21 protein-coding genes and 1 riboswitch are annotated in these 21,376 nt (G+C 46.4%); of the genes, 17 read left to right on the top strand and 4 right to left on the bottom strand.

Features of this window, described 5'->3' with window-relative positions; genetic code table 11:
- Nucleotides 1-111: 111 nt before the first annotated feature.
- From ACSYSL_RS01860 to ACSYSL_RS01835, 6 genes are all read left to right on the top strand, one after another.
- Nucleotides 112-1,449, top strand: coding sequence for a Y-family DNA polymerase (locus ACSYSL_RS01860; RefSeq protein WP_491708884.1), 1,338 nt, complete (start codon nt 112-114; stop codon nt 1,447-1,449).
- Entirely contained in the window at nt 1,442-1,840 is a 399-nt protein-coding gene (locus ACSYSL_RS01855; RefSeq protein WP_491708883.1) for a hypothetical protein, read from the top strand. Before ACSYSL_RS01860 ends, ACSYSL_RS01855 begins: the two co-directional genes overlap by 8 nt.
- Nucleotides 1,827-2,090 carry a hypothetical protein gene (locus ACSYSL_RS01850; RefSeq protein WP_491708882.1) on the top strand — a complete coding sequence of 88 codons (264 nt, stop codon included), beginning with the start codon at nt 1,827-1,829 and terminating at the stop codon, nt 2,088-2,090. Before ACSYSL_RS01855 ends, ACSYSL_RS01850 begins: the two co-directional genes overlap by 14 nt.
- A gap of 93 nt (nt 2,091-2,183) precedes the next feature.
- Complete coding sequence (spxB, locus tag ACSYSL_RS01845) at nt 2,184-4,001, top strand: pyruvate oxidase (protein ID WP_491708881.1); 1,818 nt, start codon at nt 2,184-2,186, stop codon at nt 3,999-4,001.
- A 99-nt stretch (nt 4,002-4,100) separates the two neighbouring features.
- On the top strand, nt 4,101-4,826 hold the full coding sequence (locus ACSYSL_RS01840) for a 2,3-bisphosphoglycerate-dependent phosphoglycerate mutase (RefSeq protein WP_491708880.1): 726 nt from the start codon (nt 4,101-4,103) through the stop codon (nt 4,824-4,826).
- 29 nt (nt 4,827-4,855) lie between these two features.
- Nucleotides 4,856-5,509 carry an SDR family oxidoreductase gene (locus tag ACSYSL_RS01835; protein WP_187753652.1) on the top strand — a complete coding sequence of 218 codons (654 nt, stop codon included), beginning with the start codon at nt 4,856-4,858 and terminating at the stop codon, nt 5,507-5,509.
- 37 nt (nt 5,510-5,546) lie between these two features.
- Here the strand turns inward: ACSYSL_RS01835 and ACSYSL_RS01830 are convergent, their stop codons facing one another.
- A complete protein-coding gene (locus ACSYSL_RS01830) occupies nt 5,547-6,242 on the bottom strand; it encodes a YjjG family noncanonical pyrimidine nucleotidase (protein ID WP_248657055.1) in 696 nt (231 codons plus the stop codon).
- A gap of 162 nt (nt 6,243-6,404) precedes the next feature.
- Here ACSYSL_RS01830 and ACSYSL_RS01825 point away from each other — a divergent pair, with 162 nt between their 5' ends.
- Entirely contained in the window at nt 6,405-7,106 is a 702-nt protein-coding gene (locus tag ACSYSL_RS01825) for a type 1 glutamine amidotransferase (RefSeq protein ID WP_491708879.1), read from the top strand.
- On the top strand, nt 7,103-7,669 hold the full coding sequence (locus ACSYSL_RS01820) for an NAD(P)H-dependent oxidoreductase (RefSeq protein ID WP_491708878.1): 567 nt from the start codon (nt 7,103-7,105) through the stop codon (nt 7,667-7,669). Before ACSYSL_RS01825 ends, ACSYSL_RS01820 begins: the two co-directional genes overlap by 4 nt.
- A 59-nt stretch (nt 7,670-7,728) precedes the next feature.
- On the opposite strand, the gene ACSYSL_RS01815 is transcribed toward ACSYSL_RS01820, so the two are convergent.
- A complete protein-coding gene (locus ACSYSL_RS01815) occupies nt 7,729-8,904 on the bottom strand; it encodes an ammonium transporter (RefSeq protein WP_491708877.1) in 1,176 nt (391 codons plus the stop codon).
- Nucleotides 8,905-9,171: 267 nt separating this feature from the next.
- On the opposite strand from ACSYSL_RS01815, the gene proB reads away from it, so the two are divergent.
- Nucleotides 9,172-9,963 carry a glutamate 5-kinase gene (gene proB, locus ACSYSL_RS01810; protein ID WP_491708876.1) on the top strand — a complete coding sequence of 264 codons (792 nt, stop codon included), beginning with the start codon at nt 9,172-9,174 and terminating at the stop codon, nt 9,961-9,963.
- Nucleotides 9,960-11,201 carry a glutamate-5-semialdehyde dehydrogenase gene (locus ACSYSL_RS01805; protein WP_491708875.1) on the top strand — a complete coding sequence of 414 codons (1,242 nt, stop codon included), beginning with the start codon at nt 9,960-9,962 and terminating at the stop codon, nt 11,199-11,201. The genes proB and ACSYSL_RS01805 overlap by 4 nt, the downstream gene beginning before the upstream one ends.
- A gap of 173 nt (nt 11,202-11,374) precedes the next feature.
- On the opposite strand, the gene dapF is transcribed toward ACSYSL_RS01805, so the two are convergent.
- A complete protein-coding gene (gene dapF, locus ACSYSL_RS01800; RefSeq protein ID WP_491708874.1) occupies nt 11,375-12,358 on the bottom strand; it encodes a diaminopimelate epimerase in 984 nt (327 codons plus the stop codon).
- Nucleotides 12,351-13,724 (bottom strand): aspartate kinase, encoded by a 1,374-nt coding sequence (locus tag ACSYSL_RS01795; protein WP_491708873.1) that lies wholly within the window; start codon nt 13,722-13,724, stop codon nt 12,351-12,353. Before ACSYSL_RS01795 ends, dapF begins: the two co-directional genes overlap by 8 nt.
- A 174-nt stretch (nt 13,725-13,898) precedes the next feature.
- A riboswitch (Lysine riboswitch) is annotated at nt 13,899-14,077 on the top strand.
- 102 nt (nt 14,078-14,179) lie between these two features.
- Here ACSYSL_RS01795 and lysA point away from each other — a divergent pair.
- The 7 genes from lysA to ACSYSL_RS01760 are packed head-to-tail and all read left to right on the top strand — an operon-like array spanning nt 14,180 to nt 21,330.
- Nucleotides 14,180-15,502, top strand: coding sequence for a diaminopimelate decarboxylase (gene lysA / locus ACSYSL_RS01790; RefSeq protein ID WP_491708872.1), 1,323 nt, complete (start codon nt 14,180-14,182; stop codon nt 15,500-15,502).
- A 37-nt stretch (nt 15,503-15,539) separates the two neighbouring features.
- Nucleotides 15,540-16,244: a 2,3,4,5-tetrahydropyridine-2,6-dicarboxylate N-acetyltransferase gene (dapD, locus tag ACSYSL_RS01785; protein ID WP_491708871.1), complete on the top strand. Its 705-nt coding sequence runs from the start codon at nt 15,540-15,542 to the stop codon at nt 16,242-16,244.
- A gap of 4 nt (nt 16,245-16,248) precedes the next feature.
- Entirely contained in the window at nt 16,249-17,406 is a 1,158-nt protein-coding gene (locus ACSYSL_RS01780) for an N-acetyldiaminopimelate deacetylase (protein WP_491708870.1), read from the top strand.
- Between the two features lies 1 nt (nt 17,407).
- Nucleotides 17,408-18,292, top strand: a complete 885-nt coding sequence (gene dapA, locus ACSYSL_RS01775; RefSeq protein ID WP_491708869.1) for a 4-hydroxy-tetrahydrodipicolinate synthase — start codon at nt 17,408-17,410, stop codon at nt 18,290-18,292.
- On the top strand, nt 18,289-19,059 hold the full coding sequence (gene dapB, locus ACSYSL_RS01770; protein ID WP_491708868.1) for a 4-hydroxy-tetrahydrodipicolinate reductase: 771 nt from the start codon (nt 18,289-18,291) through the stop codon (nt 19,057-19,059). Before dapA ends, dapB begins: the two co-directional genes overlap by 4 nt.
- A 17-nt stretch (nt 19,060-19,076) precedes the next feature.
- A complete protein-coding gene (locus ACSYSL_RS01765; protein ID WP_491708867.1) occupies nt 19,077-20,264 on the top strand; it encodes an aminotransferase class I/II-fold pyridoxal phosphate-dependent enzyme in 1,188 nt (395 codons plus the stop codon).
- A 10-nt stretch (nt 20,265-20,274) separates the two neighbouring features.
- On the top strand, nt 20,275-21,330 hold the full coding sequence (locus ACSYSL_RS01760; RefSeq protein ID WP_491708866.1) for an aspartate-semialdehyde dehydrogenase: 1,056 nt from the start codon (nt 20,275-20,277) through the stop codon (nt 21,328-21,330).
- Nucleotides 21,331-21,376 lie beyond the last annotated feature (46 nt).

The following is a 21,376-nucleotide window of genomic DNA, read 5'->3' as shown; positions in this document are numbered from 1 at the left end:
ACAATAAATAAATCAGCATCGATTAAATTATTTTGGTCGATGCCTTTTTTTGCTTGAAAATACGAACATCTGTTCGTATAATTGAGTGAGCAGTTACGGAGGTGAACGAGAATGGTCAACAAAGCGCTTGAAACGATTTACGCAAATGAAGAGCGACGAGTCGTTTTTCTAATTGATTCGAAGAGCTTTTATGCGAGCGTGGAGTGCGTGGAACGAAAGCTGAATCCATTGAAAGCCTTGCTTGTCGTCATGTCCCATCAGGAGAACCTGAAAGGGGGGCTCGTACTGGCCTCTTCTCCCATGGCTAAGAAAATGTTAGGAATCTCCAACGTTACCAGACAAAAGGACGTCCCGGATATTCCCCAGTTGATTAAGGCTGAACCGCGGATGAATCTTTACATCAAAAAGAATCTGGAAATTAACGCCATTTACCAGCAGTATGTGGATGAGGCGCATTTGCTTCCGTATTCCATTGACGAATCCATTCTCGATATGACAAACTTTTGGCCACTTTTTGGCGATTCGCCAAAAGCAGTGGCTGAACGGATTCAAAAGCACGTTCTTAAAGAAACTGGCATTTACCTGTCCATTGGGATTGGAGACAGTCCGGCACTGGCTAAGTTGGCGCTTGATTTGGAGGCGAAATCTGCTCGTCACTTATTGGCAGAATGGCATTATGAAGACGTACCAGACAAGCTATGGCCGGTTACGGATTTTGGCAAGGTCTGGTCGATTGGTCGAAAAACGGCCAAGAAACTGCAGAGTTGGGGAATCAATTCAATGGGCGACCTTGCCCATTACAACCCTTATCAATTAAGGAAGAAGCTAGGTCTGATGGGTGAACAACTCTTCGCCTTATCCTGGGGAATTGACCGCTCTGACCTCACTGAAAAAATTCAAGTTAAAAATAAATCCTACGGTAATTCGCAGGTTTTACCTTACAACTATCGAGATCGGGAAGCGATTCGGGTGGTGATTTTAGAAATGGCGGATCAGGTGGCTTCGCGTTTGAGGGCCCACGGAGTACAAGCAGCTCTCGTTTCGCTCTACCTTGGTTATGCCGAACAAAAGATTGATTTCGATGAACGTCACGACCGTTCGACCGGTCTACACAAAACGGTTCGAATTGATCCGAGCAATCGAAGCACAACCATGATGAGCGTCTTAGAAAAAATATTTAATCAGTATTGGAACGGCCGCCCTGTCCGACATATCGGCGTAGCGATGAGTGATTTGGCTAGCGATAAAGTCCAACTAATTTCCCTCTTTGAGGAAGCACCGCTCACTGAAACAGAAGAACAGGATCCGATTGATCGAGTGGTGGATCAACTACGAAAACGCTTTGGCTCGGCTGCCATCGTCCGGTCCCTATCCCTTGAGCGCGGTGCACGGGCCATTGAGCGAGCGGGATTAGTTGGTGGACATAACGGAGGAAATGCTTATGACTAGTGATTTTTTGGAAGAAGATGATTGGATTCAAACTGTTGATTGCTATTTTCGAAATGACTATCGTGAGCGCGGCAAAATTAAGTGGAACGGCTTCTTTTTATCCGATCATACGGCAAAATTGAAAAAGGATAGTCTGCTTCATGAAAATCAGGAGCGAGCTAGTTGGTTGGAAAAGCAACCACTGACGCTGATTAGAGAACAAGTACTGCTCGCTTCTCAATATGGTTGGCGATTACGGTTACAAGAAAATACGGTCGATGCTAATCGTCAGATTCCGCTACCCATGGTCGGTGTCGTCACCGACTTTTTCGATGGTGGTTTTTGTCTTGGAGAGTCAAAAGTGGAATGGACAAATATCCGTTTTGCGGAGGTGCAACGTGGTCAACACTAAGCTAGTAGCCGATATTTTGCGCCTCATTGATCCGCTATTTGAAAAAAAGCGAAACGTGATTTACGAAGTTCATCTCGTTATTCAACCGTTCTCCCACGAGTTAAACGTTTTCTTTGAGTGGGGGCGGATTGGTCACGCTACTGTCTCTAGACAAATTAAGTCCGTTCAGCATGTGACCGAAAAGCAGGCAGTGCAGTTAAAGGAAGAATTAGCCAAACAATTAGGAATAGCAGTTTGTTTAATGGCCTAATGAAAATTGACAAAACTTTTTAAAACTTTACTTCACATATGTGTAGTAAACGACTATACTGTGGGTAACAAAAAAGGAAAAAGGAGATGTCTAATGTCTGAGAACACTGTAGCTGCAAGCGTCGCCATGTTAAAGGTATTGGAAGAATGGGGTGTTAACCACATTTATGGTTATCCTGGTGGCTCTTTTAACTCAACAATGGCTGCTTTAGCCGATGAAAAAGAACGTTTGCAATACGTTCAGATTCGTCACGAACAGGTTGGCGCGATGGCCGCATCTGCCGATGCCAAGTTAACTGGCAAAATTGGTGTTGCCTTTGGTTCTGCTGGACCAGGCGCCACCAACCTGCTGACCGGTTTATACGATGCACGTGAAGATCACGCACCCGTTCTGGCTTTGGTTGGTCAAACAGGCACAAAGGTGATGAACTCGAACTTCTTCCAGGAGTTTAATGAAGATCCCATCTTTGAAGATGTCTCCGTCTACTGCCGGACGGTGATGACTGCTGAAAGCCTGCCACACGTTGTTGATCAAGCGATTCGCGAAGCTTACAAGCACCGTGGTGTCGCCGTTGTAATTATTCCAAACGACTTGGGCTATGTTCAGATTCCCGATTTGGCATACGGTTCTCATGGACCTAGTGATGACAAACAAGTACCGGTTGTGCAACCAACTGAAAAGGAAATCGACAAGTTCCTTGAAATGGTCGCTGAAGCAAAGCGCCCCGTCTTCCACGTTGGTCGTGGAATTCAAGACGGCGGTGATGCCATCATCGAATTGTCAAAGAAGCTACAGATTCCAATTGTGATGACTGGACTGGCTAAGGGGCACATCAGCGAAGCCTACGAGGGAAACTTAGGAATGGCCAACCGTGCTGCTCACAAGGCAGCCGATGAAATCATGGCAAGTGCCGATTTGGTGATTACCATCGGAGCGGACTTCCCGTTTGCTGATTTGATCTACACGACCCATCCATTTAAATTCATCCAGGTTGATAACGACCGTGTCGAATTAGGCCGTCACCACAACCTTGGCTTTGGTATCTGGGCAGATGCAACGGCCTTCGTTGAGGCAGCTCTTGCGAAAGCAAATCAGGTTCCTGAACGTCCATTCATGCAGGCGGCCATTGCGGATAACAAGAACTGGCAAGAATACATGAAGGCACAAGAAAATAGTGAGGCTGATCCAATCAATCCAGCCGCTATTTACAAGCAGATTAACCGGATTGCTGAAGATGACGCCATCTTCTCCATCGATGTCGGGGACAACATTATCAATGCCTTCCGCCACTTACAGGTTTCAAAGAAGCAAAAGATGGTCATTTCAGCACTCTTTGCATCAATGGGTACGGGACTTCCAGGTGCTCTAGCCGCAAAGTTATCTTTCCCTGACCGTCAAGCAATTCAAGTTGCCGGTGATGGTGCCTTCTCGATGATTATGCAAGACCTCATTACGGAGCGGAAGTACCAGTTGCCAATCATTAACGTCATTACATCGAACAAAGTACTTGACTTTATCAAGTCCGAACAAGATGATGTGGCCATGCACCGTTCAGGAATTGATTTGGAAGATCAGAACTTTGCTAAGATTGCTGAAGGAATGGGTGTTGAGTCAGTTCAAGTGACGGAACCTGCTGAGTTGCCAGCTGCCTTTGACAAGGCGGTTGAAGTGACGAAAGCGGGTCGGCCATTCTTGATTGACGTCAAGATTTCGCCAAAGCGTGCCTTGCCAGTTGAAGAGCTTCAGTTGAAGCCAGAAGGCGATCACTACGTTGAAACGCTTAACCCAAGTTACAATGCAAACTTCGATGTACCAAAGGCTAAGAATGTTCGTGACTTCCTTGATTCATACGACGGCCAGTCATTGAAGACCTTACCTGAATTCTTTGAAGAATACGGTGTTAAGTTGTAATGCCGATTGAATAAGACGCTGCGGCGTCTTTTTCTATTTAGGGACTTGTCCCTACGGGTTCCCAAAGTGTAAAATAGGGCAGAATAAAAGGAGTTACTTATGCCAACACTTGTCTTAATTCGTCATGGTCAAAGCGAATGGAACCAATCGAACCGTTTCAATGGGTGGATTGATACGCAGCTTTCAGAAACGGGAAAGGAACAGGCGAGAAACGCTGGCCGCCTTTTGCAAGATCAAGGTCTGCAGTTTTCGAGTGCCTATTCGTCCGTTTTATCACGGACCATTATGACGATTAACCGGGTTCTTGAGGAGCTAGGGCAATCATTTGTTCCGCAACGAAAGAGTTGGCGATTAAATGAACGCCATTATGGGATTCTTCAAGGCGAGGATAAGGATGAGATGCGACAAAAATATGGTCGGGACCAAGTGCAAACTTGGCGTCGTTCCTATTCGGTTCTGCCACCAGACGCCGAAGGAATCCACCCCAAGGTCACGATTGATGGTCAAACCTATCCTGCCTTTGATCATCGCTATGCGAAAGTACCATACGGTCTTTTACCAAAGAGTGAAAACATCCAGACAACTGAAAATCGTGTCCGACCAATTTTTGAAAGTGGTATTTTAACCGATTTGAAACAGGGAAAGGATGTGCTGGTTGTCGCTCACGGCACCTCCATTCGGGCACTAACGAAACTCATTGAAGGTTTAACAGCTGAGGAAGTGACGAAGGTGGAGATTCCAAATGGTCAGCCGATTCTTTATGACTTTTCGGATGATTTACAAATTCGTCAAAAAACGGTGTTGACCGAAGAATCAGTAAGGTGATTATTTAAGACAAAAGAAGGGAGTTTGCTATGGCAAATATTTTAGTAATTGGTGCACACGGAAAAGTCGGTTCATTGGCAGCCGCTGATTTGGCTGCTACCGGTGATCATGTTTACGCTGGTTTTCGGGACCCTAACCAGTTCGATGACTTAGCAACGGAAGATCGGTTGAATCCCGTACTCTTCGACTTGACGAAGTCAGCTGATGAAATGGCCAAAATCATGACGGATTATCAGATTGATCAGGTTGTTTTTTCGGCTGGTGCTGGCGGTAAGGGCGGCGCAGAACGGACAACGGAAATTGACCTGGACGGTGCTGTCAAGTCGATGGAAGCTGCTAAGAAAGCGGATGTTCAGCAATTCGTCATGGTGTCGGCTGCCGGGGCAGATAACCGGGCGGTCTGGGTTAAGTCTGGCATTTACACTTACTTTATGATGAAACACTATGCCGATCGACTTTTGCAGCAATCTGGATTGAACTACACCATTCTCAGACCAACGACGCTAACTGATGAGGCTGGGACTGGTAAGATTAAGCAGATTACGGACCAGGAAGCCGGAGCAGGCACAGTCAGCCGCGCCGACGTGGCAGCAATGATTGTTGCAGCCTTACACGACGATAAGGCCATGCACCGAATCATCACTTTTGAACAGGGTGATGAAAACATTTCTTCCGTCTTTTAAAGAAATAAAAAACGACACCTTTTCGGGTGTCGTTTTTTTAGAGAATTTCTGCTAATTCGTTCAGTGAATGCACTTGCTTGGAAGGATGAATATCGGTTGGTAACTCCTTATGTTTTAAGTTCACCCAGATAGTAGCCATCTGAGCATTTTGTCCACCTAATATATCCGAATAGAGGCCATCCCCAATCATAATGGTTTCCTCTTTTTGAACGGCTGTTTCGGCACTAAAAATTTTTTCAAAGAAGCTGGCATCCGGCTTGGCAACCCCTAAGCCTTCGGAAGTGTATACCTTAGTAAAATAGGGGAGTAAGCCCGTTGCCTTCAGTCGGCGGTATTGGGTTTCTTCCTGACCGTTTGTCCCTGCAAAGAGCGTATAACGCTTGCTAAGGGTTTCGAGAAGCTCCTTTGCCCCGTCAAGCATGCGGTAGTTATGATCACGTAAGTAGGCGTAGTCTTCTTCCAGTTGTTTAGCGTCAGCTTGCTCTGTCAGGCCGAGAGCGGCCAAGGTTTTGGGGAAGCGGCTAGTAAAGATTTCTTCTCGATCAATTTCTTTCATCTCATACTGATACCAAAGTCGGCTGTTAATGCCCTGATAAGTTGCTAAGGCTTTTTCTAGTGCTGGCCCCTCTAAGTGACAATGAGTAGCAAAAAGTTCTTTGATGTCGGCCACTTCGCCACCCTTAAAGTCAAGTAGGGTATCATCGAGGTCAAAAATAAGGTTTTTTATCGACATGTTTTCCTCCAAAAGTTATAAAAGGCTAGTGATATTATAACAGTCGCATGAATAATCGCTAAATAAATTAGACACTTTTTCGTTCTCTGCTATAATAGAGGCAAATAAGGGCAGATGCAGGCGAAACCCATATCAAATTGCCGTCGATGGAAAGGTTTTTTTATGCGCATTAATGTCTTACAGCACACACCAGACGAAGGCCCTGGCACAATCGCTGATTGGTCGAAGCGAAATGGTCACGAAATGACGGTTTACCATCCGGTCCATTTCTTAGGTGTGTTGCCAAAGGAAGAACAAACGGACTTTTTGGTCGTACTCGGCAGCCCGCAGTCACCGAACGATTTGGATGACTATATCAAAAACGAACGACTATTGATTGCTGACATGTTAGCTGCTGAGAAGCCCGTTCTTGGCATCTGCTATGGCGCGCAACAAATTGTCAAAGTGCTGGGTTATCCCATCAGCAAAGCTGCCCATAAAGAAGTTGGCTGGGCGCCAGTTCGCCGACAGAGTAATCGAATTCCAGGCTTACCTGATCAAATGACCGTTTTACATTGGCACGAAGATCAGTTTGCCATTCCAAAGGAAGCGGAGTTACTTTTCTCTTCTGATTTAGTGGCGAACCAAGGTTTTGTCATGGGCAACGTTGTTGGTTTACAGTTTCACTTTGAGCCGGATGCGGATGCTGTTCGTGAAATGGTGGCAAACGACGGTCAATATGCTAATGAAGGGAATGACTTACGCCAAACTGCTAATGACCTCTTGACACATGGTGTGCCTGAAGAAAATGAGGTCGTCTTAGCTAAAATCCTGGATTACTTAGTTAAGCAACCGGTAGTGGCACAAAAAGGAGAGATTAGATGAAACTATTAATCATTCAAGGACATCCTGATAGTCAGTCCTTTAACCACGCTAACGCCGTTAATTATTACGAAAAAGCACAAGCGGTCGGTCACGAGGTCAAAATGATTGATTTAGCAGAAGAGGACTTTAATCCAAATCTTGAATACGGCTTCCGTCAGCACATGGAAGATGAAAGTAAGCCTAACCACTATCAGGAACTGATTAAAGAAGCCGATCAGCTAGTCTTCTTCTTTCCAACATGGTGGGGGGCCGAACCAGCCATGTTAAAGGGCTTTTTGGATCGCACGTTGACACCGCACTTCGCCTATCACTATCAATCAGCAACCAAAATTGATAAGCTGCTAACTGGCAAAACGGCCAAACTCTTCATTACGAGTCGTGGTCCAGCTTTCTTTACAAAGTCCATTTACGGTAGCGTTGTTTACCGTTGGAAGCACCTTGTCCTTGGCTTCTGTGGCATCAAGGTCACCAAAACTTTGGTTCTTGGGAACATGAATACTCAGAAAAGTACGGAAGCACAGCGAAAAGAGTTTATCAAGTGTTGTGCAGCGAATATCGACTAATAAAAAATCCTAGTAACGTGTTTAAATCGATACGTTACTAGGATTTTTGTTTCACCTAATTAATTTAAGCCACGGTCTTCAATAGCTGCCGAGACACGGAGTGAGCCGTTGGTAAACAGTGCAACGACTTTTGCAAGGAGGTAGGAAAGAGCGGCGGTGAATGCAACCGTCAACAGGACAGCCAGAGCTTGTTCGCCCAGTAAGGTCCAATTGCCATGGATGACACCTTGGACGGGGGAGAAGAAGGATTTATCCGCGAAGATAGCGGTTAGTAAGGCGCCGAGGATGCCGCCCACACCGTGAATGCCGAAGGCGTCGAGCGTGTCGTCATACTGACACTTCGTTTTCAAAGTTGAAAGTGACCAATAGATAACGGGCGCTGCAACCATACCAAAGAGCAAGGCTGCCCAAGGTGCCACAAATCCGGCTGCTGGTGTGATGGCAACCAATCCAGCCAGTGCACCGTTGAATAGGTCACTGATTGTGATGTTGCTTTGCTTTCGATAGGCACAGTAAGAAAAGCCAAGAAGACCTGCGGCCGAGGCAATGGCACTGTTAAACATGGCCAGGATTCCCTGTCCGTTTGCTGCTAAGGCAGAACCACCATTGAATCCAAACCAACCGAGCCAAAGTAGGAGACCGCCAATAAAGGTGTATGAACTTTTAGCGGGGATTACCTTCATATCGCGACGACGGCCAAGCATTAGCGCTAAGACCAATCCCGTCACACCTGACGAGATGTGGACAACGGTCCCGCCGGCAAAGTCAATGGCTCCCAGGCGTGCGATAAAGCCGTTATCCCAAACCATATGAGCTAAGGGCGCATAAACAACGAGCAACCAGAAGCTGAGAAAGAGCAAAAGGGCCTTTGTTTTCATTCGACCAAGAACTGACCCAACAATAATGAGCACCGTAATCATGGCGAAGGTGCCTTGAAAGAAGGCGAAGAGGTCGTCTGGAATGGTTAGCTCACGTGTGGAATGAGTAAATGAAACGCCATTAAAGAAAAGTTGGTTGAACACTTTTGAAAAGTTCTCGCTACCGGTAAAGGCAAAGGAATAGCCGAAGGCAAACCAGAGAATACTGACTAGACCAATTATAATTAGACCGAGTCGTAACATGTATAAACGGTTCTTTTCATCAGCCGCACCGGCATAAAAGAAAGCCAGTCCAGGGGTCATTAACCAAACTAAAAGCGATGATATCAATATAAAAGCAATGTCTCCAGCCTGCATAAGTAAATTCCTTTCGAAAGTTCTTGATTAACATTGTTTTTAGTTTACGTCTTTTTTTATTAGACCAATTAAATCTTGATAACTTTTCTAACATCTTACGATACGTAATTTTTAAAATAGTCTTGAATCGTCAGGCCGTTGATTGGTTTTGGAACGAACGATTGATTGCCACTCCTTTTAATGGCAGTCGAACGACTTTTTCTGAAATGATTAATTTAAGAATTATTTACTGCTATAATTGAAAGAAAAACAATTGAGGGAAAGTTCATGGCAGATTGGCAACGTATTCTTGTAAAGGTTGGAACGAGCACCATTGTGGATTCGACTGGACAGGTAAACTATCCAGTCATTAACCGCTTAGCGCAGGTGTTGACGACTTTGGAAAAAGATGGACACGAAATCCTTTTTGTCACTTCAGGGGCCATTGGGGTGGCCATTGATCAAATGGGCCTCGACAGCCGGCCAAAGGAGATTCCGCAACAACAAGCCTTAGCTGCCATTGGTCAGGGGTACTTAATGACTATCTATAATCAGGCTTTTGCTTTCTACCAGCAACTCGTTGGTCAGGTCTTACTGACGTATGATGTCTTTGAAAACCCGGCGATGTTAGCTAATACGAAGGCTGCCATCAATGAGTTGCTGATGCAAAAGGTGATTCCAATAGTTAATGAAAACGATGTCATTGCCGTGGATGAGCTTGATCATCAGCACTCTTTTGGTGATAACGATCGGTTGGCTGCCTTATTGGCAGAAGAAATGGGTGCTAATCTGATTGTCTTATCGGACGTAGATGCGCTGTATACTGCTAATCCGAACACCAATCCGCAGGCTAAGCCCTTACGAAAGGTTCATGAAGTGACGGATGCCATCAGGCAAGCAGCCACTGGATCGTCTTCTGGACTCGGCACCGGCGGGATGGCAACCAAGTTAAAAGCGGCTGATTACATGATGACCCATGGTCGGAAAATGGTCCTAGTCAACGGAAACAATCCAGAAAATATTCGTGCAGTGATTGAAGGTAAGGCAATTGGAACACATTTTCAAGGAGAACAAGCATGATGACGATGGAAACGATTGGGCAACAAGCAAAGGCTGCCAGCCAGGCGGCTGCCCAACTGAGAAACGAAGAGCGAAACCAGCTACTTCAAGCAATGGCAACGGCTTTGCTTAGCCAACAGGAAGAAATTATTCGGGCTAATGATGAAGACTTGGCGGCTGCTAGTGACTTGTCTGGTCCCATGCGGAATCGACTAACCGTTAATCAATCAGTCATTCAAGGCATCGCCGCGTCTCTGCGCGCGGTGGCGACTTTACCAGATCCACTAGCTGGTTCATACGATTCCTGGAAGCATTCAACGGGTTTTAAAATAACCAAGAAAACGGTCCCACTTGGTGTGGTGGCCATGATTTATGAAGCGCGTCCAAATGTGACGGTTGATGCCGCCGCCTTGGCCATTAAATCTGGTAACGCAGTTATTCTACGGGGTGGCAAGGAGGCCATTCGAACGAATAAAGTACTAGCAAAAGTCTTGCGGAACGTGCTGTCTGACAATGGTCTGAATCGTAACATCATTCAACTAATTGAAGATACTTCTCATGAGAGCGTTAACCAATTATTAGGTATGCGCAAGTACGTTGACGTACTTATTCCACGTGGTTCTAAAGCCTTTATTGACTTTGTTGTTCAAAATGCAACCGTTCCCGTGATTGAAACGGGTGCTGGCAATACCCATATTTTTGTGGATGAATCAGCAGATCAAGACCAAGCAATTTCTGTGATTGTAAACGCTAAAACGTCAAAACCAGCAGTCTGCAATTCAGCCGAAAAGTTGCTGGTTCATGAGGCAATTGCGAAGGACTTTTTACCGAAGGTTGTGCAAGCCTTGATTGAAAAAGGCGTTGAGTTGCGTGGTGATGAGCAGTCACGGACGATTGATGATCGGATTTTAGCAGCCAATGAAAAGGATTGGGATACGGAATATAACGATTTGATTATGGCTATCAAAGTAGTGGAGGACTGCGAGCAAGCTATCGACTGGATTAACGAGCACACAACCCATCATTCCGAGACAATTTTATCTGAAAACGTTCAAAATGTGACAAACTTTATGAATCAAGTGGACGCCGCCGTTGTTTATCAGAACGTTTCTTCTCGTTTCACGGATGGTTTTGAATTTGGCTTCGGTGCGGAAATCGGTATTTCAACGCAAAAACTACATGCCCGCGGACCAATGGGACTTGCTGCACTAACCACCATTAAGTATGAAGTGTTTGGTGACGGACAAGTGAGAGAGTAAAAAAGGATTTCACATGATTATTCGTTTCGTTGCAATATCTTGTACCCATGACTTTTACCGACATATTGGCTTTACCGAGGTTAAAACACAAAAGAAATTCCTCAAGAAAATGAAATAATTAATTGAAAAAAGAGCGTCAGTCATCAAAACGGATGACTGGCGCTCTTTTAACTTTAGTGGTGTAGATTGGCCACAAAACGGTTATAATTTGTTTCTTCGCCCGTTTGAACAGGCCTCAACTGGGCTAAATCAAAATGACCACTGGACAGGTATTCTTCTGGAATGGTGACTTTATCAATAAACGTTGCATTACCAATTAATTCAATCCATGGTTGTTCTTTATCTTGATGAATTCGTGTCTTTACCATGCCTCCCGGATTATAAATCGTCAGTTCCTTACTTACATCGACTAGTTCGGGATGAATCATGGAAAAGGCATAGGAAGTGGCGGACATACCAGTACCACAGGCGTTGGTAAAGCCGACGCCCCGTTCATAGGTATGAACGAATAAAATATTTTTGTCTAAAATTTTGGCGAAATTGACATTGACGCCATCCGGGAAGTAGGGATTTTCTGCATTTAAACGCTGACCCAGTTGACCGAGGGTATCCGTTAAGTCCTCATCCGTTTCAACAAAACTAATCAAATGGGGGTTGGGGACGGCAATGGCGGTAAAGTGCAAATAATCGTGTAAAACGGGAAGTTTTGTATTAAAGATTCTTTCCATTTCCAAATGGTCAAATGGGAAAGCTTTCTTGTTAAAGCGAATCGGTGAAATCTCAACGGAAAACGCCGGTACCCCGGTCGCAAAGTCAGCTTCCTGTCGGACTTTTAAATCACTTTCAGCCGTTTCAACAGTAAAAGTCGTTTGGCCCTCGCGTTCTGATAAGTAGCGAGCCACCGTCCGTAGTCCATTGCCGCACATCGAAGCGATACTACCATCGGCATTAACGACTGTCATTTTGCCCAAGGGACCTGCATGTGTTGGCTCATCGACGACGAGTAAGCCGTCCGCACCTGGCCAATTGCCTTTTTGCTGACAAAGTTTTTGAGCAAGTTGGATTAACTGTTTATGCGACAAGGGTGTTTCGAATAACGTCTGGTCTAAGAGGTAAAAAGAATTATTGGATCCGTGGACATGGATAAGTTCAGTCATGGTTATTCTCCTGAAAGAAATGCTGGTAAATTGTGGCAACGGCACGTTTTGCGTCCTTTTTCTTCGTACCAATCATGGCTGAAATTTGAGAGGCACCTTGGTTAATCATGTTCACCTCGATGCCATTCATTGTTAGGACCGAAATGGCTTCAGCAACGGTTGTTGGCTTTAAAAACATGCCCTCACCAACAATCATGATGATCGTGTAATCTTCAATCCATTGCATGGCATCCGGTTCAAGCGTTTCTTCGATATCGGCACAAAGTGCTTGAATTTTATCCTCCGTTAACTGCCGATTATCAAAAATAATGGTTAAATCGTCAATTCCAGAAGGCATGTGTTCATAAGAGATGTTATAGCGGTAAAAAATTTGGAGTAACTTGAGCGTCAAACCGACCTCTTGGTTTAGTAAGTAGCGGTGCAAGTACAAGGCTGAAAAGTGATCGGAATTGCTGACACCGGTGATGGGATGGCTCGGGTGAAAGTCGTGTTCGGGAATAATTCGTGTTCCAGGATCGCTGGGACGGTTGGTGTTCTTAACATTGATGGTGACCTGTCCTTGAATGGCTGGAATAATGGCTTCATCGTTAAAAACGGAGAAGCCCGCATAGGAAAGCTCTCGCATTTCACGATACGTCATTTGTTCGATGGCGACTGGCCGGTCGACGATGTTCGGATTCGCTGCGTAAACCGAAGAGACATCCGTAAAGTTTTCGTACAAATGAACACCAAACCCTCTAGCCACAATGGAACCAGTAATGTCCGAACCACCACGAGCGAAGGTGGCCATATCGACTTTTTTGGTCACGCCGTAAAAGCCAGGAATCACCAAGATTTCATCGTCACTCCTTTTGAAATGTTTCATGTTGGTATAGCTTTCTTCTGTAATGGTTGCACTGTCGGGTTTCCCGGTCACAACCAACCCCAGCTCGGCTGGGTCCACAAAACGAGCCCGTTGGCCCAGTTTTTGCAAAATAAGGGCCATTAGCATCGCATTTAATTTCTCACCATGGGCTTTAAAATAAGCAAGACGGTAATTTTCCTGTCCAGAAAAGAGACGAGGCAATTGGATGATTGTTTTCCGAATTGTTTTGAAATCACTGGGGGATATCTGAAAATACTGAGCAATCGTTTCGTATCTCGCAACCAGTGTTTTTTGAATGTTTTCAATATTTTGGTCTAGTTCTGATAAAGTCGCATATTGGATTAAGAGATCGGTGACTTTTTGATCATTTTCGTCTCGTTTACCTGGTGCAGAAACCACCACAATTCGGCGCTCATGATTCGCCATGATAATCTGAGTAACTTTCTCATACTGTGGTCCGTTTGCCAGGGAAGAACCCCCAAATTTCACAACCCTTGTCATTTTCTTGTGCTCCTTTTGTTTTTAATTTGTTTGCATTGTATCAGCACTTTTTGAAAAAACAAGATAGAAAAAAGCCTAAAAAACGTCTTTTTTTGCGGCAGTATATGAAGAAAAATGATTAAAAACTTTTTAATAAAAAGGGTTGACGAGATTAAAAAATTAGTTTACTATTTGAGACATCGAAGAGGTTGCAACCGCGATGAGTAAGTTAGTCGAGTTCCTGTGTGGACGATAACGCTAACCGAAAGGCAAGGTTGCCGAAGCGCTTCAGCAACACAGGCTGGGGTAAGCTGGGACATCGTTCAATAGGCGATGGACTGTCACGATTTAATCGTGTTGCGCTTTCGACATTTGAAACCAGTTAATTTTTTGTGAACCATTGGATTCTCTTGTATGAAGTGTTAACCACTTCGTACAGGAGTTTTTTTTATGCCATTTTGACAAGGAGAGAACGGATGAACGAACAAATACAGGGAAATCAAATCAACGCTTCAGGCCATTTGACGATTGGCGGCTGTGATGCCGTGGCTCTAGCAGACGAGTACGGCACACCGGTTCTCGTCTACGATACGGCAAAAATACGCCACCAGATTCGAGCTTTCCAAGAGGTCTTCGAAGAAAACGAAGTCGATTACGCCGTTTGTTACGCCAGTAAGGCCTTTGCCAATACGGCCATGTACCAACTCGTCAACCAAATGAATGGGCATGTCGATGTCGTGTCAGCAGGCGAGATTCAAATGGCCCTGCATGCAGGTTTTCCAGCAAAGAAAATGACTTTTCATGGCAATAATAAATCCGAAGAGGAGCTGCGACTGGCTTTAAAAGTCGGAATCGGGCTCATTGCCTTAGACAATTTTCATGAAATTGCCTTGTTACATCGTTTACTAGAGGAAACAGGAGGACGGGCTAACGTCATTCTACGCATCACACCAGGGATTTCGGCCCACACCCATGAGTACATTCAAACCGGACAGATTGATAGTAAGTTTGGCTTTGACTTGGCTTCCGGGCAAGCTGATGAAGCCTTACAAAGAGTTTTACAAGAACCAAGGATGACCATGCTTGGGATTCACGCCCACATCGGTTCACAAATCTTTGAATTAGCGGGTTTTGAAGGGGCAAGCGAAAAGTTAGTCGACTTGGCCGCCCGGTGGGCAAGGGATTATGGCTATCAAACCAAAATTTTAAATGTTGGGGGCGGTTTTGGCATTCGCTATGTGAGTGCCGATCGACCACTTGCTCCACAAGACTTTGTCAATCTAATTATTCAAACTGTTAAACAGCGGACAAGGTCGTTGAACATCCCCACACCCGCCATTTGGATTGAACCGGGCCGGTCCATTGTCGGTCCTGCTGGCTACAGTCTTTACACGGTTGGGGCACGAAAGGATGTGCAGGGAATTCGTTCATACCTCGCCGTTGACGGTGGGATGGGCGATAACATTCGACCCGCTCTCTATGATGCTAAGTATGAAGCTGTTTTGGCCAACAATCCGTTGGCACCAGTAATGGAGACGGTTAGAGTGGCCGGTAAATATTGTGAATCAGGAGATGTTTTAATTCAGGAACAAGCCTTGCCGCAAACGAAGCCCGGCGACATTTTGGCAATTTTGAATACCGGAGCCTATGGCTATTCAATGGCCTCCAATTACAACTTGAATGTTAAGCCAGCGGTTGTCTTTGTCGAAAACGGTCGAAGTACCCTAGTCACACGCCGTGAACGAATTGACGATCTTGAACGACTTGATTTTAATTTGGATGGTAGCTCACGAGCATAGCTTTTATAGAAGAAAACGAAAAAAAGAGAGAAGAACAATGACAGAAATGAACGCAGAAGAAATTATCCAATACATTGGTTCCGCAAAGAAGAAAACACCGACAAAGGCATATATTAAGGGTGATTTAAGTAAGTTGACTTATCCAAATACGGTGAAAGTCTTTGGTGATGACCGGGTGGCAACGATTTTTGGTGACTGGGCCGACCTGGCTGCGGTTTTGCAGCAGCAGGGCGTTACCGATTACGAAATTGAAAACAACGCACGTAATTCGGCCGTGCCCCTCCTTGATTTAAAGAACATTAATGCCCGGATTGAACCAGGGACGGTCATTCGAGACCAGGTCACAATCGGTCACAATGCAGTGATCATGATGGGGGCGGTCATCAACATTGGCTGTGAAATCGGCGAAAATTCCATGATTGACATGGGCGTTGTCATGGGTGGCCGTGCCATCGTTGGTAAGCACGCTCACATTGGTGCAGGCGCCGTCTTGGCAGGGGTTATTGAACCCGCTTCCGCCCAGCCAGTCGTTATTGAAGACAATGTCTTAATCGGGGCCAATGCCGTTGTGATTGAGGGAGTTCGAGTGGGCGAAGGGGCGGTTGTTGCCGCTGGTTCCATCGTGACGAAGGATGTTATGCCACACACCGTGGTAGCTGGTAATCCTGCCCGCAAAGTCAAGGACGTTGATGCACAGACCGAGTCAAAGACGACTTTGGAAGATGATTTAAGAAAGTTGTGATGCTATGTTAACCGAAAACGATCTGATTCAGATTCGCCGTGATTTACACCAAATTCCCGAATTGGCTTTGGCCGAGCACGAAACACATGCCTATTTATTCGATAAGGTGCGCTCTTTTAATCAGGAGCACCTAACGATTCGAGAAATTGAAGAACTTCCGACTGCTTTATTGGTTCGAATTGCTGGTTCCAAGCCAAAGCGAACCATTGGCTACCGTGCCGATATCGATGCTTTGCCTGTTACGGAGGACACCGATTTGCCTTTTGCTTCAACTCATGAAGGGCGGATGCACGCTTGTGGTCATGACATGCACATGACAGTCGCCCTTGGTTTAATCGCTTATTTTGCCGAAAACCAGCCAGAAGATAATCTTCTCTTCTTTTTTCAACCAGCAGAGGAAGAAGAAAACGGTGGGTTACTTGCGTATGAACGCGGTGTCTTTGAAGGAGAATGGCGGCCTAATGAATTTTACGCCCTCCACGATACGCCGAACTTGCCCGCCGGCACAATTGGGTGCCGGATGGGGACCTTATTCGCTGGTTCAGCCGAAGTCGATATCGACTTTATCGGTAAAAGTGGTCATGCTGCCTTTCCACAGGATGCCAACGACATGGTCGTGGCCGCTGCAGCCTTTATTGGACAGATTCAAAGCATTGTTGCCCGTCGGATTGATCCCATTCGGTCTGGTGTCATCACCTTTGGCCGTTTCAACGCCGGTAGCATTCGAAATGTAATTGCTGGCTCTGCCCGCTTGGAAGGCACCATTCGTGGCTTGGAACAGACGATGTTAGTTGACTTAATGGAACAGATTAAAGCGATTGCTCAAGGGATTGCGAAGAGTTACGGTTGTCAGGTCGTGCCAACCTTCACGCAGGGCGGCTATCTTCCCGTGGAGAACACACCGGAACTGACAAAGAATTTCATCGATTTCATGGAGACTAAGCATCCTGAGCAATTCAAGCTGACGGAACCAGCGATGACTGGTGAGGACTTTGGGTACTTATTATCAAAAATTCCCGGCACCATGTTTTGGCTGGGGGTTGAGGATGAACATCCATTGCACTCTGCGGCTTTTTCGCCAAAGGAAGAAGCACTGGCACCTGCTGTTTCAACGATTCGCGACTTTTTAACGTTCCGCATGTTGCAGGAAGAAGGAGAATGATATGTTTGAAAATGCCGATTTAATGACCGCTATTGTAACCCCGTTTGATGAAAACAACCAAATTGACTTTGCCAGCCTAGCCGCCCTAACGGAACGGTATCTCGAGGAAGGACATCGTGGCTTTGTAATCGGTGGTACGACGGGTGAAACGCCTACCTTGAGTCACGCAGAAAAGTTGGCTCTTTACCAAGGCTTTGCCGAAATTGTGAACGGTCGAGTACCCATCATTGCTGGTACGGGTTCGAACAACACGGCCGAAACCATTGCCTTTACAAAAGAAGTGAGTCAAATTTCTGGTATAGATGCCGCCTTGGTGGTGGTTCCTTACTATAACAAACCTGATCAGCGGCGGATGATGGCGCACTACCTGGCGGTTGCCGAAGAGGGAGGGTTACCAGTTGTGATGTATAACGTTCCCGGTCGAACGGCCGTGACGATGCAAAACGACACCATTGTCGCACTCTCTGCCCACACAAACATCGCGGGTGTTAAGCAGTGTACTAGCATGGCGGATTTAGAATACTTAGTTGACCATGTAAAAGACGACTTCGCGGTCTACTCTGGTGAGGACGCCCAAGCACTCTTTGCCCTGGTGATTGGCGCACGTGGTGTTATTTCCGTGGCTTCCCATCTTTATGGGAGTCAAATGCGGGGCATGTATGATGCCTTCTACGCTGGCAACTTTCAAGAAGCCGGTCGATTGCAGCGTTGGCTGACCCCAAAGATGGCGGCCTTGTTCATGTACCCATCCCCAGCGCCCGTCAAAGCAATGCTGAATGCAGCCGGTTACCAAGTTGGCGCTTGCCGGTTACCAATTCTACCGCTTGATGAAAATGAACAAGCACACTTACTTGATGCGTTGAAGACAGAAGGAGCATTTTCATGATTAAAGTCATTGTCGCCGGTTTCTTAGGTTCCATGGGCCAGCAAGCCATTCAAACGATTACCCAGCAAAAGTCCATGACGGTTGTGGCGGTCTATTCCCCCCACGCCGACCAACAGGCAACGGCCTACGGTCTGGACGAAAGCGTACAAGTTTACCAGCAATTGTCCGAAATTGACGTGCCGGCTGATGTCTGGCTTGACTTCACGACTCCAGTGGCCGTGTTTGAAAACACACGCTTCGCCATTGAGCATGGCATCCAGCCCGTCATTGGAACCACTGGCTTAAGCGATGCTGAAGAAGACGAGCTACTGTCGTTGTCAAAAGAAAAGGGCGTCGCTGGTTTAATTGTCCCCAACTTCTCTTTGTCGGCCGTTTTGTTAATGAAGTTTTCGGAGGAGGCTGCCCATTACTTCTCCGAAGTGGAAGTGATTGAAATGCATCATGAGGATAAAAAGGATGCGCCTTCCGGAACGGCTTTCATGACGGCCAAACGAATCGACCAGGTACGCCGAGCACACGAACAGGGTGCCTCAAAAGAGACACTTCCCGGTGCCCGTGGGGCAGATTACTATGGAATCCGGATTCATGCCGTTCGCTTGCCGGGCTACGTTGCTCATGAACAAGTCCTGTTTGGTGGCGAAGGGGAAGCGCTGACGATACGCCAAGATAGTTTCAGCCGTTCGTCATTCATGAAGGGTGTTGTGCTGGCCATTGAAAAAGTCGGACAGTTGGACCAACTATGCGTGGGTCTTGAACACGTCATGTAAAGGAGAGAATGTCTAATATGCCAGAATTACTAAAGACGCTCCAGAAAAGTTATAACCAGCGACTCGATTTGGTCAAGGCTTCCAAGATTCGTTCCTTCGATAACCAAGTTTCCAATATTCCTGGATTGGTGAAGCTAACGATTGGGGAACCCGATTTGGATACCCCTGCCCACATCAAACAAGCCGTTGTTTCCGCAATGGACCAAAACCAAACCCATTACACGGCACAGGCGGGAACCAAACAGCTTCAATCAGCCATCACTGGATACCTAAGGCGCAACCATGGCTTGAATTATCAAGACGAAACGGACATTTTGGTTACGGTTGGTGCTACTGAGGCCATTTATGGCGTACTCGAAACCTTAATCAATCCCGGTGATCAGTTCATTATTCCAACACCCGCCTTTGCCCTTTACGAGCCCATCATCACGCTGCTTGGTGGGGAAGTGATTGACATCGATACCTCAACCAGCGACTTTAAATTGGATCCCACCATTTTGGAAAAGACGTTGGCCGAAAATAAAAGGGTTAAGGCAGTCATGCTCAGTTACCCGAACAATCCTTCGGGTGTGACTTTGTCAGAAGAAGAAGTGCATGCACTGGCCCAGGTGGTGAAGAATCGCGATCTTTTCGTTATCACGGATGAGATTTATAGTGATTTGACTTATGACCAGCGACCCTATTCCATTGCCCGGGACTTGCCGGAGCAAACCGTCTATATTTCGGGCGTTTCCAAATCTTACGCCATGACCGGCTGGCGGGTTGGCTTTGTGGCAGCCCCTGCTGCTTTCATTAACCGACTTCGAAAAGTGCACGCCTTCATGGTGACCTGCCCATCATCCATTGATCAAGCGGCCGCCGCCGAAGCCTTTGAAAACGGCGACGCCGACATTGAAGCCATGCTTGCGACATACCAAGAGCGGCGTGACGTTCTTTATCAGGGCTTGACTGACATTGGACTCAAAGCACTCTATCCTGACGGAGCTTTCTACTTGTTCGTGAAGATCCCCGAACAGTTCGGAAATGACGACGAAGCCTTTGCTCTGCACATGGCCCAGATTGCCAAAGTCGGACTGATTCCTGGCTCTGCCTTTGGGAAAGGGGGCCGCGGGTACGTCCGGCTGTCCTATGCTGCTTCAATGACCAACATCAAGGAGGCGTTGAGAAGGATAAGAACGGCGCTTTCGACAGGATTACTAAACTAGGAGAAGAGAAATGAAAACATACACCGTCGCTATTCTTGGCGCAACAGGCGCCGTTGGCACCCGTCTAATCGAACAGCTCGAGCAATCAACGATTCCGGTCGGAACCATCAAACTCCTCGCTTCAGCGCAATCAGCTGGAAAGACCTTGCCTTTTAAGGGAAAAGCCGTTGTGATTGAGGAGGCAACAGCTGACGCCTTTGACGGTGTTGACATTGTCTTGGCCTCTGCAGGAGGCGCCGTTTCCAAGCGTTTATTACCGGAAGCAGTGAAACGCGGGGCGGTCTGCATTGATAACACATCCGCCTTCCGAATGGACCCAACGGTTCCACTGGTTGTCCCAGAGGTGAATCCGGAACAACTCCGAAATCACCAGGGAATCATTGCCAACCCGAACTGTTCGACCATTCAAATGGTCGTGGCCTTGAAGCCAATTTTCGAACGTTTTGGCTTAAAGCAGGTCATTGTTTCTACTTATCAAGCAGCCTCAGGAGCCGGGCAATCAGCTCTTAACGAATTCTTCCAAGAAAGCCGTGACTATCTTGCCGGAAAGGAAATGACGGCCAATATTTTACCAACGGCCAGTGACAAAAAACACTATCCATTGGCCTTTAACCTCCTGCCACAGATTGATGTCTTCGAGGAAGATGGTTACACCCATGAAGAGTGGAAGATGATTCATGAGACAAAGAAGATTTTGTTGAACGACATGGATGCCGAAGACCTTAAAGTGACGGCAACCTGTGTTCGGGTGCCGGTGCCTATTTCACACGGTGAATCCGTCTACATTGAAGTGAACGATGAAAAGGCAACCGCACAAGCGATTCGCTCAGTTCTTTCTGCAGGGGAGGGCCTGGTCCTCCAAGACGATCCCAGTCAGCAGCTCTACCCGCAGCCGCTAACAGCTGAGGGAAAGCGTGAAACGTTTGTTGGACGTGTTCGAGCTGATCAAGAGAATCCAAACGCCTTTCACCTCTGGGTTGTTTCGGATAACCTACTCAAGGGAGCGGCATGGAATACGGTCGAAATTGCTGAACGTTTGGTTGCCGAAAAACTATTAAAAAACTGATAAAAAAGTCGAGCAAATGTGCTCGACTTTTTTAGTGCTCAATAAT

It is taken from the genome of Fructobacillus sp. ESL1129 (assembly GCF_058507945.1).
This window is presented reverse-complemented; position numbering and strand designations above follow the sequence as displayed.

Bases quoted from the DNA above. Each gene is read 5' to 3' on its own strand.
- ACSYSL_RS01795 (WP_491708873.1), bottom strand. From the start codon at position 13,724: ATGACAAGGGTTGTGAAATTTGGGGGTTCTTCCCTGGCAAACGGACCA.
- dapA (WP_491708869.1), top strand. From the start codon at position 17,408: ATGTTTGAAAATGCCGATTTAATGACCGCTATTGTAACCCCGTTTGAT.
- ACSYSL_RS01805 (WP_491708875.1), top strand. From the start codon at position 9,960: ATGATGACGATGGAAACGATTGGGCAACAAGCAAAGGCTGCCAGCCAG.
- proB (WP_491708876.1), top strand. From the start codon at position 9,172: ATGGCAGATTGGCAACGTATTCTTGTAAAGGTTGGAACGAGCACCATT.
- dapD (WP_491708871.1), top strand. From the start codon at position 15,540: ATGACAGAAATGAACGCAGAAGAAATTATCCAATACATTGGTTCCGCA.
- ACSYSL_RS01835 (WP_187753652.1), top strand. From the start codon at position 4,856: ATGGCAAATATTTTAGTAATTGGTGCACACGGAAAAGTCGGTTCATTG.
- ACSYSL_RS01815 (WP_491708877.1), bottom strand. From the start codon at position 8,904: ATGCAGGCTGGAGACATTGCTTTTATATTGATATCATCGCTTTTAGTT.
- ACSYSL_RS01820 (WP_491708878.1), top strand. From the start codon at position 7,103: ATGAAACTATTAATCATTCAAGGACATCCTGATAGTCAGTCCTTTAAC.
- ACSYSL_RS01830 (WP_248657055.1), bottom strand. From the start codon at position 6,242: ATGTCGATAAAAAACCTTATTTTTGACCTCGATGATACCCTACTTGAC.
- ACSYSL_RS01760 (WP_491708866.1), top strand. From the start codon at position 20,275: ATGAAAACATACACCGTCGCTATTCTTGGCGCAACAGGCGCCGTTGGC.
- spxB (WP_491708881.1), top strand. From the start codon at position 2,184: ATGTCTGAGAACACTGTAGCTGCAAGCGTCGCCATGTTAAAGGTATTG.
- lysA (WP_491708872.1), top strand. From the start codon at position 14,180: ATGAACGAACAAATACAGGGAAATCAAATCAACGCTTCAGGCCATTTG.
- ACSYSL_RS01840 (WP_491708880.1), top strand. From the start codon at position 4,101: ATGCCAACACTTGTCTTAATTCGTCATGGTCAAAGCGAATGGAACCAA.
- ACSYSL_RS01825 (WP_491708879.1), top strand. From the start codon at position 6,405: ATGCGCATTAATGTCTTACAGCACACACCAGACGAAGGCCCTGGCACA.
- ACSYSL_RS01780 (WP_491708870.1), top strand. From the start codon at position 16,249: ATGTTAACCGAAAACGATCTGATTCAGATTCGCCGTGATTTACACCAA.
- ACSYSL_RS01860 (WP_491708884.1), top strand. From the start codon at position 112: ATGGTCAACAAAGCGCTTGAAACGATTTACGCAAATGAAGAGCGACGA.
- ACSYSL_RS01855 (WP_491708883.1), top strand. From the start codon at position 1,442: ATGACTAGTGATTTTTTGGAAGAAGATGATTGGATTCAAACTGTTGAT.
- dapB (WP_491708868.1), top strand. From the start codon at position 18,289: ATGATTAAAGTCATTGTCGCCGGTTTCTTAGGTTCCATGGGCCAGCAA.
- ACSYSL_RS01765 (WP_491708867.1), top strand. From the start codon at position 19,077: ATGCCAGAATTACTAAAGACGCTCCAGAAAAGTTATAACCAGCGACTC.
- dapF (WP_491708874.1), bottom strand. From the start codon at position 12,358: ATGACTGAACTTATCCATGTCCACGGATCCAATAATTCTTTTTACCTC.